The sequence below is a fragment of the Streptomyces sp. NPDC050211 genome (assembly GCF_040656035.1).
Lineage (GTDB): Bacteria > Actinomycetota > Actinomycetes > Streptomycetales > Streptomycetaceae > Streptomyces.
Genome location: NZ_JBFALC010000126.1, coordinates 1 through 12,321, shown reverse-complemented (window position 1 = coordinate 12,321; position 12,321 = coordinate 1). Strand labels below are relative to the sequence as shown.

The following is a 12,321-nucleotide window of genomic DNA, read 5'->3' as shown; positions in this document are numbered from 1 at the left end:
CACCTGACGGACCGGGGCGCGCGCCGTTCTCTGTCTCCGCCCACGAAAAGGATCCGGACAACCACACAGCGCTACGTCACCCCCCCGCGACCGGGAACACCCGGGGCCGCGCGAGCATTGAACTGAACAGCACCCCATTCGTGCTGAACGAGGGTCAGGGTCCTGTCCACGGTCACCCGGCCCTCTTGGTCGGCCTCTTCGCCCCTAAGGAGGAATCCGCGCCCGGAGAATCCGCAGAGCTGATCTACTGGCGAGAACTGTGAGGTCGCCTGGCACTCTGTGTGTCGGCGATGTGACAGGCGCATGAAACGGTTTGCCGAACATGCGTAGGGTGCAGAGAACTCATCAGAAGGAGTGCGCCCGGATGGCGGTGCACCGGCAGCGGACCGACGAGCCAGGGCGAAGGAGGGAGCCGGAGCTATGGGCGACCACAAAGAACAACCGCTTCGCGTGGGCGCGGCCGTACGGCGGAGGCGCAGGGCGCTGGACCTCACGCTCGCCGTCGTGGCCGAGCGCAGCGGCCTGTCGGTCCCGTTCCTGAGCCAGGTCGAGAACGACCGCGCGCGCCCCAGCAGAAGCTCCCTGGAGAAGGTGGCCGACGCCCTGCGCACCACCGCCGTGGAACTCCTCGCCGCTGCCGACCCGGCGTGCAGCGTCGACGTCGTCCGCGCGGAGTGCGAATCGGGTCCGGAACCCAGCACGCGTTCCCTGGTGCGCGGTCACCACCAGATGCACGCCTCGGAGTTCACCGGCGACCATGACGCGGGCCGTGAATTCCAGTACCGCAACGACCAGTTGATGTACGTGGCCGACGGAGCGGTGGAGATCGAGGCGGAGGGCCGTGCCTACCGCCTGGGCCGTGGCGACACGTTGTACCTCACCGGCGGGGTGCGTCACCGCTGGCGTGCCACCGAGCCGGACACCCGGGTGGTCGTCGTCGCGGTGGCCGAGCACATCGAGGCCGTCCGGGACCGGCCGCGCCGGTGAGAGTCGTCTCCCTCGTCCCGTCGCTCACCGAGGCCCTGGCCTTGACGCTGCCGGGGACCCTCGTCGGCGCCACCGACTGGTGCACCCGTCCGGCGGACCTGGACGTGCCCCGCGTCGGCGGCACCAAGAACCCGGCGATCGGCCGGATCACCGCGCTCCGTCCCGACCTGGTCGTCGCCAACGAGGAGGAGAACCAGGCACCGGACCTCCAGGCCCTTCGCTCCGGAGGCATCGCCGTCCTGGTCACCGAGGTGCGGAGCGTGCCGCAGGCCTTCCGCGAACTGGACCGGATGCTGACCGCCTGCGGCGCGAAGAGCCGCCCCCGCTGGCTGGACGAGGCGGAGACAGCCTGGTCCGCGCTCCCGGCCCCGCAGACCCGCACGACGGCGGTCGTCCCCATCTGGCGCCGCCCCTGGATGGTCCTGGGCCGGGACACCTTCGCGGGCGACGTACTGTCCCGCCTCGGCGTGGACAACCTGTACGCGACCCACCCCGAGCGCTACCCCCGCATCCCGGTGGCCGACCTGTGCGCGGCGGCCCCCGACGTGGTGGTGCTCCCGGACGAGCCGTACCGCTTCACGCCGGACGACGGCCCGGAGTCCTTCCCGGACCTGCCCTGCGCACTGGTCGACGGACGCCACCTCACCTGGTACGGCCCATCGCTGACCGAGGCCCCACGAGTGCTGGCCGAGGCCCTGCGAGCAGCGCACCGCTGACCAGCCCGCGCGCCGTATACAGGGCGGCCGTGCCCCAGGCGACGACCAGGACGACGTACAAGCCAATCGCAAGCCACTCGAAGACGACGAGCCCGGTGTGCCGCGACAGCGCCTCCGCGCCGGTGACACAGGTGCCCACCGGAAAGGTGAACGCCCACCAGGTCATCGCGAACCTCATCCCGTCCCGCCGGGCACGCAGCACATGGGCGGTGGCGAACACCAACCACAGCAGCGCGAAGCCCATCACCGGCACGCCGTACAGAACGGCGAGGATCCCGAACCCGTCGCTGTACGGGGCGGGCACGACACCGGGGGCCACGTCCGCGAAGTGGCCGACGGCGGTGGTGGACTGCCCGAGCGGCCCCAGCACGAGAAAGAGCGTGGGCGTGAGCGCGAGCGGCAACGGCCCCCCGGTGATCAGCCGGCCGAAGACCAGCGGCAGCATGAGCAGCGTCGCCAGAAGACTGACCCCGAACAACGCGACGCACCCGAGCAGCAGCGTCTCCTGAGCCTGCCCCGCCGGCAGATACGGCACGAGAAGCGGCCCGAGCGCGGCGGACACCATGGGCGCGACGACGGGCAACAGCCATACCGGCGTGGCCTGATGCGGCTCCACCCGATGTCGTACGGCCATCAGGTACGGAACGGCGACAGCGGCCGCGAGCCCCACGAGCGTCCCGGCGGTGAACAGCACGGCATCGAGCGCGACCGCCGCGTCCGTCCCGATCCAGTCCCGTCCGACGGTGAGGGCACCGCCGCCGACGGCCAGCAGAGCCATGGCGAGGCAGCCGTAGAAGGGCGCGACGGCCGGGTCGAGGAGATGGGCGCGGGCCTGATCGCGGTGGTGAACCCAGTGGAGGGCCCGGGCGCAGAGCAGGACGGCGAGCAGCAGGAAGGAGAAGGCCCAGACGGCGGCACAGAGGGTACGCAGGCCGGGGATGCCGGAGAAGGGAGCGGGCAGGGCGGCGCCGGCGGTGGCGACGATGGCGGTGCCCATGACGGTGGCGTACCAGTTGGGTCCGAGGTGACGGACGGCCGGGACGCGCGGGGGCCGTGCGGTGGCACGGGGGAGGGGCTGGACTGCGGTGACCATGCAGTCACCGTGCCGTCGCGGAAGGTCGCCGACCAGAGAGCACGTGTCTATGAGGGCATAAACTGACCTTATGAGCAGCGCCACGGAAGACCCTCACCGCCCTCCGGCCCTCCTCGCTCACCGGGTGCCGGACCTGGGAGCCCTGGAGCTGCTGCTGGCGGTCGCACGGCTCGGCAGCCTGGGCGCGGCGGCCCGCGAAATGGGCATCACCCAGCCCGCGGCGAGCAGTCGGATCCGCTCGATGGAACGCCAGCTGGGCGTGGCCTTGGTGGACCGCTCCCCACGAGGCTCCCGTTTGACGGACGCGGGCGCACTGGTGACGGACTGGGCACGCAGAATTGTCGAGGCGGCGGAGGCCTTCGACGCGGGCGCCCAGGCACTGCGCGACCGAAGGGACTCCCGCCTCAGGGTCGCGGCCAGCATGACGATCGCCGAGTACCTACTGCCGGGCTGGCTCCTGGCCCTGCGCGCCGCCCGCCCCGACACGGCGGTATCCCTCCACGCTGGCAACTCGGCAGCGGTGGCACAACGCCTGCTCTCCGACGAAGCCGACCTGGGCTTCGTAGAAGGCCTGTCCGTCCCGACCGGCCTCGACTCGGTCGTCATAGCCCACGACCACCTGATCGTCGTCACGGCCCCCAACCACCCCTGGGCCCGCCGCCGAAGCCCCCTGGCGGCGCCCGAACTGGCGGCCACCCCCCTCATCCTCCGCGAGAAAGGCTCCGGCACCCGCCAGGTCCTCGACGCAGCCCTCGGCGGCCTAGCCAGACCCCTGATCGAACTCTCCTCCACCACAGCGGTAAAGGCAGCAGCGGTAAGCGGCGCGGGCCCGGCGGTCCTCAGCGAGTTGGCGGTCGGCGAGGAACTGTCGATGCGCCGCCTCGTACGCGTCCCCCTCGAAAAGGTCTCCTTGGCAAGAGACCTCCGAGCAGTCTGGCCAACAGGCCACCGCCCAACGGGCCCGGCGAGGGATTTGCTGTCGCTGACGCGAGGGTAGTCAAATTAGCCCCTCCGGCGTTTGAGGAGCGGGGGCCCGGGGGGCTGGCCCCCGAACGGGGTCCAGGGGCGGAGCCCCGGTGGGGTCGAAGGGGCGAAGCCCCTGGAGGATGGGACGGGTAAGGGCGGCGGGGGCGAAAAACCAGGCCGAGGCACCCCCGCTCAACCCGCCGCCGACGCCCCCGCCGCCCGCACCAACGCCCCCATGACCCGCAAATCCTCCCCCATCTCCGGATGCCACTGCACCCCCAACACCCACCCCCCGGAAGGAAGTTCCACCGCCTCCACAGTCCCGTCCCCCGCATGCGCCGACACCACAAGCCCGACCCCCAGCCGATCCACGGCCTGATGGTGATACGTCGGCACGGCCGTCTCCTCCGGCACGACCCCCGCGTACAACGTCCCCGGCACAGGCTTCACCGAGTGCCGCCCGAAGACACCCACCACCTCCGCATGCCCGTCGAGATGCTGAACGAGCGTCCCGCCGAGGGCGACGTTCAGCAGCTGCATACCCCGGCAGATCCCCAGCAACGGCACGCGGTCCCGCAACGCGGCCTCGATCAGCGCCAGTTCCCAGGCGTCCCGCGCCCGCGCCGGCGGCCCGGTCCGGGCGTCGCGCTCGGCGCCGTACCGCACCGGCTCGACATCCGGCCCGCCCGCGATCACCAGCCCGTCGAGCCGCGCCACGGCCGCCGCGGCGAGCGAAGGCTCGTCCGGCGGAAGCATCGCGGCCAGCCCGCCCGCCGCCTGCACGAGCCGCGGATACCCGGCGGGCAGCAGCGCCGCCTCCAGCTCCCACGCGCCCCAGCGGGCCCCGGCCTCCAGATACGTACTGATGCCGATCAGCGGCCTGCCGGTCATACGTCCTCCCGCTCCCGTCAATGGATCGCGCTCACACCATTGCCGTAACCATCCCCCAACCGCAAGCCCACCCTCACGTCAGGAACCCCCGCAACAGCGCCGCCGTCCCCCCGCAGTGCTCCCGCATCATCTCCCGCGCCCCGTCCGCGTCCCCGTCCAGCACCGCCTCGACGATCGCGATGTGCTGCCGCTGGGAGTGCTCGAGGTTGCGGACGAGGAGCGGGATGCAGTCCAGCAGGTCGTTCACCGTGGCCCGGACCGCCGCGTACTGCGCGGTGAGCGACGGTGAACCGCACAGCTCGGCCAGGGTGAGGTGGAGCAGCGTGTCCAGCCGGCGGTAGTCGGACAGCGGAGCGTCCTGCGTGCGGGCGAGGGCGTCGCGGAGCCGGGCGGTCTGCTCGTCGGTGAGGCCGTGCGCGGCGCACAGGCCGGCCGCGCCGACCTCCAGCACCTCGCGGAAGCGCAGCATGTCCTCGATGTCGACCTCGGCGACCCGTCGCCGCAGTTCGTCCTCGCCGCCGCCGTCCTTGCGCGGCAGCACGAACGTCCCGCCGTACCGTCCGCGGCGTGACTCGACGAGCCCCTGGTCCTGGAGCACCTTGAGCACCTCGCGCAGGGTGACCCGGCTGATGCCGAGCCGTTCCGCCAGCTCGCGCTCGGCGGGCAGCCGCTCGCCGCCGGGCACCAGGCCGAGGCGGACGACCTGGAGGATCTGCTCCAGCGCCTCCTCGAAGCCGTTGCCCGCGCGCACCGGCCGCAGCACCGGGGTCAGCCCGTCCTGCTGAGTGGTGCCGTCGGGATCGACCGACATATGGCCGTGCCCCCTTCCCAAGCAATGGTTCTCCGCAATACCTTATGGCTCTCGGCTGGCTGAAACCAGCGCGCAGAAGCCCGAAGGAGGCCCTTCCCGTGGCAGACCGCACACCCCCGCTCAGCGTCGAGGAGCTGCATGCCCTCGTCGCGGGCGGTGAGATCGACACTGTCGTCCTGGCCTTCCCCGATATGCAAGGGCGGCTCCAGGGCAAGCGGTTCGCCGCCCGCTTCTTCCTCGACGAGGTCCTCCACCACGGCACCGAGGGCTGCAACTACCTCCTCGCCGTCGACACCGAGATGAACACCGTCGACGGCTACGCCATGTCGTCCTGGGACCGCGGCTACGGCGACTTCGCCATGCACCCCGACCTGAGCACCCTGCGCCGCGTCCCCTGGAACGAGGGCACGGCCATGGTGATCGCCGACCTCGCCTGGACCGACGGCTCCCCGGTCGTCGCCGCCCCGCGCCAGATACTGCGCCGCCAGCTGGAGCGCCTCGCCGAACTCGGCCTCACCGCCCAGGTCGGCACGGAGCTGGAGTTCATCGTCTTCAAGGACACCTACGAGCAGGCCTGGGACGCGCACTACCGGGGACTCACCCCGGCGAACCAGTACAACATCGACTACTCCGTCCTCGGCACCGGCCGTATCGAGCCGCTGCTCCGCCGTATCCGCAACGAGATGGCGGCCGCCGGTCTCACCGTCGAGTCCGCCAAGGGCGAGTGCAACCCCGGCCAGCACGAGATCGCCTTCCGCTACGACGAGGCCCTCGTCACCTGCGACCAGCACGCGATCTACAAGACCGGCGCCAAGGAGATCGCGTCCCAGGAGGGCGTGTCTCTGACCTTCATGGCCAAGTACAACGAGCGCGAGGGCAACTCCTGCCACATCCACCTGTCGCTGGCGGACGCGGACGGGAACAACGTGATGCCGGGGGAGGGACTCGGTGCTATGTCACATGTCATGCGCCACTTCCTCGCAGGACAGCTCGCCGCGCTCCGCGACTTCTCCCTCCTCTACGCCCCCAACATCAACTCGTACAAGCGCTTCCAGCCCGGCTCCTTCGCCCCCACCGCCGTCGCCTGGGGCTACGACAACCGCACCTGCGCGCTCCGCGTCGTCGGCCACGGCCGCTCGATGCGGTTCGAGAACCGGCTGCCCGGCGGTGACGTCAACCCGCACCTCGCGGTGGCCGGGCTGGTCGCGGCCGGGCTGTACGGCGTCGAGCAGAAGCTGGAGCTGCCCGAGCCCTGCCCCGGCAACGCCTACGCCGCCGACTTCGAGCATGTCCCCACCACCCTGCGCGAGGCCGCCGAGCTGTGGGAGAACAGCCCGATCGCCAAGGCGGCCTTCGGCGACGAGGTCGTCGCGCACTACCGCAACATGGCGCGCGTCGAGCTGGACGCCTTCGACGCCGCGGTCACCGACTGGGAGCTGCGCCGCTCCTTCGAACGTATGTGAGGCCCTTCTTGTCCGCCGAGCACGAACTCGAAGTACTGAACCCGGCGACCGAGGAGGTCGTCGCCACCGTCCCCGCCGCCGACGCGGCCGACATGGACCGTGCCGTCGCCCGCGCCGCCGTCGCCCAGCGGTCCTGGGCGGCCGCCGCCCCCGCCGACCGGGCCCGGCTGCTGCGCCGCTTCGCCGACGTCGTCGACACGCACATCGAGGAGCTGGCCCAGCTGGAGGTCCGCGAGGCGGGCCACCTCCTCGGCAACGCCCGCTGGGAGGCCGGCAACGCCCGTGACCTGCTGCTGTACGCGGCTGGCGGCGCCGAACGCCTCCTCGGCAAGCAGATCCCCGTACCGGGCGGCTGGAACGTCACCTTCCAGGAACCCCTCGGCGTGGTCGGTGTCATCGCGCCCTGGAACTTCCCGATGCCCATCGCCGCCTGGGGCTCCTTCCCGGCCCTCGCCGCGGGCAACGCGGTCGTCCTCAAGCCCGCCGAGACCACCCCGCTCACAGCGCTGCGCCTCGCCGAACTCGCCCTGGAGGCGGGCCTGCCCGAGGGGCTGTTCCAGGTCCTCCCCGGATACGGTCATATCGCGGGCCGCGCCCTCGTCGACCACCCCGACGTGGCGAAGATCGTGTTCACCGGCTCCACCCGTACCGGCCGCGAAGTCATGGAGCGCTGCGCCCACCTGGTCAAGCCCGTCACCCTCGAACTCGGCGGCAAGAGCCCCAACATCGTCTTCGCCGACGCCGACCTGAAGCGCGCGATCGACCCCTTCTCCTTCCTCGACAACAGCGGCCAGGACTGCTGCGCCCGCACCCGGATCCTGGTCCAGGAGTCCGTCTACGACGAGGTCCGCGACCTGCTCGCCGACGCGCTGTCCACGGTGGTCGTGGGCGACCCCGCCGACGAGAAGACCCAGATGGGCCCGCTGATCAGCCGACAACAGCTGGACCGCGTACGGTCGTTCGTCCCCGAGGACGCCCAGGCCCTGCGCGGCAGCGCCCCCGACGGCCCCGGCTTCTGGTTCGCGCCGACCGTCCTGACCGGCGAGCGGCACGACTCCGCGGCGGCCTGCGAGGAGATCTTCGGCCCGGTCGCCGTCCTGCTGCCCTTCACCGACGAGCAGGACGCGATCCGCCTCGCCAACGACACCCCGTACGGCCTCGCGGGCTCCCTCTGGACCCGCGACCTGGGCCGCGCCCTGCGCGTCTCGCAGGCCGTCCGGGCGGGCAACCTGTCCGTCAACTCCCACTCCGCGGTCCGCTACTGGACCCCCTTCGGCGGCTTCAAGCAGTCGGGCGTCGGCCGCGAGCTGGGCCCGGACGCCCTGGCCGCCTTCACGGAAACCAAGAACGTCTTCATCAGCACGGAAGGCTCCGCACAGTGACCGAAGAGAACGTGTGCCGCCGACTGGTCGGCCGTACCGCCGTCATCACCGGAGCCGGCAGCGGCATCGGCCTCGCCACCGCCCGCCGGCTCGCCTCCGAGGGCGCGCATGTCGTCTGCGGCGACGTGGACGAACAGCGCGGCAAGGCGGCCGCCGAAGAGGTCGGCGGGGTCTTCGTGAAGGTCGACGTCACCGACGCCGAGCAGGTCGAGGCGCTGTTCAAGACGGCGTACGACACCTACGGCAGTGTCGACATCGCCTTCAACAACGCGGGCATCTCGCCGCCCGACGACGACTCGATCCTGGAGACCGGCCTGGATGCCTGGAAGCGTGTCCAGGAGGTCAACCTCACCTCCGTCTACCTGTGCTGCAAGTCGGCCATCCCGTACATGCGGCGCCAGGGCAAGGGGTCGATCATCAACACGGCCTCCTTCGTGGCCCGGATGGGCGCGGCCACGTCGCAGATCTCGTACACGGCGTCCAAGGGTGGCGTCCTGGCCATGTCCCGCGAGCTCGGCGTGCAGTTCGCCCGCGAGGGCATCCGCGTCAACGCGCTCTGCCCCGGACCGGTCAACACCCCGCTTCTGCAGGAGCTGTTCGCCAAGGACCCGGAGCGGGCGGCACGCCGGCTCGTCCACATCCCCCTCGGCCGGTTCGCCGAGGCCGAGGAGATCGCCGCCGCGGTCGCCTTCCTGGCCAGCGACGACTCCTCCTTCGTGAACGCGACCGACTTCCTCGTCGACGGCGGAATCTCGGGGGCGTACGTCACGCCCCTGTAGGCCTCGCCCTACAGTGCCGGGATATGAGCATGACGCCCCCGCCCGGCTGGTACCGGGACCCCTCCGGCCCGCACCTGGAGCGCTGGTGGGACGGAACGGCCTGGACCGAGCACCGGCGCGCGCCCGAGATCCCCGCGCCGTCGGTGCCGGCCGTGCCGTCCGCCGGCGGGGCCTCCGGACGCGCCAAGGCCATCGCCGTCACCAGCGCGGCCGTCGTCCTCGTCGTCGCGATCGTCGTCGGCGCGGTCGTCCTCGGCCGGGACGACAGCGGCGGTGGCTCGGACCCGATCGCCGACCCGACGATCGCGACGCCCACCGCCGAGGCGCCGACCAGCGAGACTCCGTCCCCGTCCACGAGCGAACCGTCCGCCGACGACCCCGCCGTGGTCGTCGACCAACTCAACGGCATCACCCTGCCGTTGATCGACGGCTGGGTCCGCCCCCAGTACGTCGCCGACCCCGACGTCCTGATGACCACCGACGGCACCTACGAGTGCCCGGCCGACGCCGGAGTCTGCCGCCACGGCCTCGTCATCTCCCGCACGGTCACCGGCAACGACGAGAAGTCCCTCGAGGCCCTGGCCAAGGCGGACATCCCGGATGCGGCCGATGACGCCTACGACCGCGACCGCATCGGACGGCACCCCTTCGGCGGCATCGAGTCCCACAAGCTCATCGGCTCCGGGCAGATCGCGGTGGCGGGCCGCACCGGGTACTACGTGCGCTGGCAGGTCAGCACGGCCAAGGGGCCCGGCGGTCACGTCCAGTCGCTGGCCTTCCCGGGCGGCGTCGGCCCGGAGTCCCGGGTCATCGTCCGTTATGTGTTCGACGCGGGCACGGACGGGCCGCCGCTGTCCGACATGGACCGGATCACCAAGGGAATCAAGGTGACCGGCGACGAGGACGGCGGCGGAGGCGTGGGCAGCAGCATCGGCCCGACGGACTGACTGGCTACAGGAACGACTGACTGGTTACAGGAACGTCAGCCCCTCGCCGCGATACGTCGGTACGGTCGCCGTCACCGCGTCCCCCTCGATCAGCTGCAGCGCGTCGAACCGCTCGCACAGCTCACCCGCCTTGGCATGCCGGAACCACACCTTGTCGCCGATCAGCAGATCGTCGGCGGGCGGCCCGAGCAGCGGCGTCTGCACCTCGCCGGGCCCCTCCTGCGGGTCGTAGCGCAGACCCTCCGGCAGATACGGCACGGGCAGCCGATCGAGCCCGGCCGCGCCGGACGCCGGATAGCCGCCGCCGAGGACGGTCACGACCCCGACGCCGGGCCGGCGCACCACGGGCTGGGCGAACAGCGCGGCCGGTCGCCCGCTGAACGACGTGTAGTTGTCGAACAGTCGCGGCACATACAGCCCCGACCCGGCCGCGATCTCCGTGACGGCGTCCTCGGCGGCGGTGTGCTGCACACTGCCGGTCCCGCCGCCGTTGACGTACTCCAGATCGGGCACCACGGCCCGCACCGCCCGCACCACCTCGGCCCGCCGCTCGGCGAGTTCCCGGCGGGCGGCGGCCTGCATCAGCCGGACGGCACGCGAGCGCAGCGGCCGCCCGGCGATCGCGTCACCGACGCCGGCGATGTGTCCCTCGTAGGCCATGATCCCCACGAGCTTGAAGCCGGGACGGCGGGCCACCGTACGGGCCATGTCGGCGACTTGGGCAGGGGAGTGCAGCGGAGACCGCAGCGCCCCGACCCGCACGCGCCCGCCGAGCAGCTTCAGGGACGTGTCCAACTCCAGGCACACCCGCACCACTTCACGCCCGCCGTCGCGGGACGCGTCGATGAGCGCGAGCTGCGCCGGGTCGTCGACCATCACGGTCACCGCGGAGGCGAGCTTGGGATCACCGGCCAGCTCGGCGAATCCGGCGCGGTCCGCCGACGGGTAGGCCAGCAGGATGTCGTCGAAGCCCGACCGCGCCAGCCACAGGGACTCGGCGAGGGTGAAGGACATGATGCCGGCGAAACCGTCCTTGGCGAGGACGCGTTCGAGCAGGGCTCGGCAGCGTACGGACTTGCTGGCGACCCGGATCGGTTTTCCCCCCGCCCTGCGGACCAGATCCTCCGCGTTGGCGTCGAAGGCATCCAGGTCCACGATCGCGAGAGGGGCGTCGAGATGGGCGGTGGCCCGGTCGTAACGGGTCCGGTCGGCGGCGCGCGCAGTCATGAACGAAGCCTGCCAGACTGGATTACCGCAGGGTAGGGGGACGTTCCGGGCAGATGCCCCGGCGTCGTGGACCGGTTCCCGTTCGACCGGGGGCAACCCGTAGAGTTGCGCGCACGCACGCAGGAACGACTCCGGCCCGCGGAAGGCCCGGGCACGAGGAAACGGGGGGTGCATGAGCACGGAAGCGAGGCACGCCTCCGTACCCCCACGCCCACCTCAGCCGCCCACAGTTCCGGCCGATTACGACCAGCCGGGGACCGGCGGCCAGTCATCCCTTGAGCACTCGGTGAACGCTACGTCCGCCGAGGCGCCGGCGAACGGCACGTCTGCAGAGGCGTCGGCGAACGGCACGGCGGCGGCACCGGGACGGGGTAGTGCCGGTCAGACGGCGACACGGGGTGCGGCGGAGATGCCGGTGCGGCGTGACGGTGAGGCTGTGACGCGGGGTGCGGCGGAGATGCCGATGCGGAGTGACAGTCGGACGGTGACGGGCGGGACGGGTCCGGATGCGTCCTCGAGCGGAGCCCCGATGTCCGACGTGCCGTCGCAGGGCAGGGTCTCCCGGCCGGATGCCCCCGTCACACCGGCGCACGGCGCACCGCACGGACGCGGCGCATCCGCCCCCTCCGGCACCCAGCCCCACCTCACCGACCTACGCGACCCGTCGTCCCCCCAGGACACCGCCCCCACGGTTCCACCGCCCCCACCGAGGGCCTCCGCCCGCTTCCCGGACACCCCACCCCCCACCGCCCACCCGACAGGCACGGAGACCGCCCCACCGCCACGCCACCCGGCCGTACCGGCACCGAAGGCCGAGACCTCGCACCGTCCGAGTGGATCTGCGGCGCCTGCCGAGCCTGCGCACCGCCCGGGTGTACCCGCGGCTCCCGCCCAGCCCCCGCGTCGTCCGGCGGCCCAACCCCCCGCGCCCGCCGAGGCGCTGACGCGTCCTGTCGCGCAACGGTTGCCTGCCGAGACGCCGCAGCGCCCCGGTGCACCCGGGACTCCCGCCGCGCAGCCGCGTCGTCCGGCCGCCGCACCCCCGGCGCCCGCCGAGCC

12 protein-coding genes and 1 pseudogene are annotated in these 12,321 nt (G+C 72.0%); 8 read left to right on the top strand and 5 right to left on the bottom strand.

Annotation, left to right across the window (positions count from 1 at the left end; translation table 11 throughout):
* The 3 genes and pseudogenes from AB0I98_RS48500 to AB0I98_RS48490 all read left to right on the top strand — a co-directional run.
* Positions 1 to 263, top strand: a pseudogene (locus AB0I98_RS48500) (hypothetical protein); the annotation flags it as partial.
* A gap of 157 nt (positions 264 to 420) precedes the next feature.
* Entirely contained in the window at positions 421 to 987 is a 567-nt protein-coding gene (locus tag AB0I98_RS48495) for an XRE family transcriptional regulator (RefSeq protein ID WP_328367814.1), read from the top strand.
* Complete coding sequence (locus tag AB0I98_RS48490) at positions 984 to 1,703, top strand: helical backbone metal receptor (protein WP_362952715.1); 720 nt, start codon at positions 984 to 986, stop codon at positions 1,701 to 1,703. Before AB0I98_RS48495 ends, AB0I98_RS48490 begins: the two co-directional genes overlap by 4 nt.
* Here the strand turns inward: AB0I98_RS48490 and AB0I98_RS48485 are convergent.
* Complete coding sequence (locus AB0I98_RS48485; RefSeq protein WP_362952713.1) at positions 1,630 to 2,796, bottom strand: TDT family transporter; 1,167 nt, start codon at positions 2,794 to 2,796, stop codon at positions 1,630 to 1,632. The two genes, AB0I98_RS48490 and AB0I98_RS48485, sit on opposite strands and share 74 nt — an antisense overlap.
* A 70-nt stretch (positions 2,797 to 2,866) precedes the next feature.
* On the opposite strand from AB0I98_RS48485, the gene AB0I98_RS48480 reads away from it, so the two are divergent.
* A complete protein-coding gene (locus AB0I98_RS48480; RefSeq protein ID WP_362952711.1) occupies positions 2,867 to 3,793 on the top strand; it encodes a LysR family transcriptional regulator in 927 nt (308 codons plus the stop codon).
* A 161-nt stretch (positions 3,794 to 3,954) separates the two neighbouring features.
* Here AB0I98_RS48480 and AB0I98_RS48475 read toward each other — a convergent pair whose 3' ends face one another.
* A complete protein-coding gene (locus AB0I98_RS48475; RefSeq protein WP_362952709.1) occupies positions 3,955 to 4,653 on the bottom strand; it encodes a gamma-glutamyl-gamma-aminobutyrate hydrolase family protein in 699 nt (232 codons plus the stop codon).
* 73 nt (positions 4,654 to 4,726) lie between these two features.
* A complete protein-coding gene (locus AB0I98_RS48470) occupies positions 4,727 to 5,464 on the bottom strand; it encodes an FCD domain-containing protein (protein WP_362952707.1) in 738 nt (245 codons plus the stop codon).
* 98 nt (positions 5,465 to 5,562) lie between these two features.
* Between AB0I98_RS48470 and AB0I98_RS48465 the strand changes: the two genes are divergently transcribed.
* The 4 genes from AB0I98_RS48465 to AB0I98_RS48450 are packed head-to-tail and all read left to right on the top strand — an operon-like array spanning position 5,563 to position 10,035.
* Positions 5,563 to 6,927, top strand: coding sequence for a glutamine synthetase family protein (locus tag AB0I98_RS48465; protein WP_362952705.1), 1,365 nt, complete (start codon positions 5,563 to 5,565; stop codon positions 6,925 to 6,927).
* 8 nt (positions 6,928 to 6,935) lie between these two features.
* Positions 6,936 to 8,309 (top strand): aldehyde dehydrogenase family protein, encoded by a 1,374-nt coding sequence (locus AB0I98_RS48460; RefSeq protein WP_362952703.1) that lies wholly within the window; start codon positions 6,936 to 6,938, stop codon positions 8,307 to 8,309.
* The gene (locus AB0I98_RS48455; RefSeq protein ID WP_362952701.1) at positions 8,306 to 9,088 is read left to right on the top strand and encodes a 3-oxoacyl-ACP reductase; all 783 of its coding nucleotides are present in this window, start codon (positions 8,306 to 8,308) and stop codon (positions 9,086 to 9,088) included. The genes AB0I98_RS48460 and AB0I98_RS48455 overlap by 4 nt, the downstream gene beginning before the upstream one ends.
* 29 nt (positions 9,089 to 9,117) lie before the next feature.
* Entirely contained in the window at positions 9,118 to 10,035 is a 918-nt protein-coding gene (locus tag AB0I98_RS48450) for a DUF2510 domain-containing protein (RefSeq protein WP_362952717.1), read from the top strand.
* A 24-nt stretch (positions 10,036 to 10,059) separates the two neighbouring features.
* Here the strand turns inward: AB0I98_RS48450 and AB0I98_RS48445 are convergent, their stop codons facing one another.
* Both AB0I98_RS48445 and AB0I98_RS48440 read right to left on the bottom strand, forming a co-directional pair.
* Positions 10,060 to 11,262: an amino acid deaminase/aldolase gene (locus tag AB0I98_RS48445; protein ID WP_362952699.1), complete on the bottom strand. Its 1,203-nt coding sequence runs from the start codon at positions 11,260 to 11,262 to the stop codon at positions 10,060 to 10,062.
* Between the two features lie 381 nt (positions 11,263 to 11,643).
* Positions 11,644 to 11,844, bottom strand: coding sequence for a hypothetical protein (locus AB0I98_RS48440; protein ID WP_362952697.1), 201 nt, complete (start codon positions 11,842 to 11,844; stop codon positions 11,644 to 11,646).
* Positions 11,845 to 12,321: the final 477 nt, after the last annotated feature.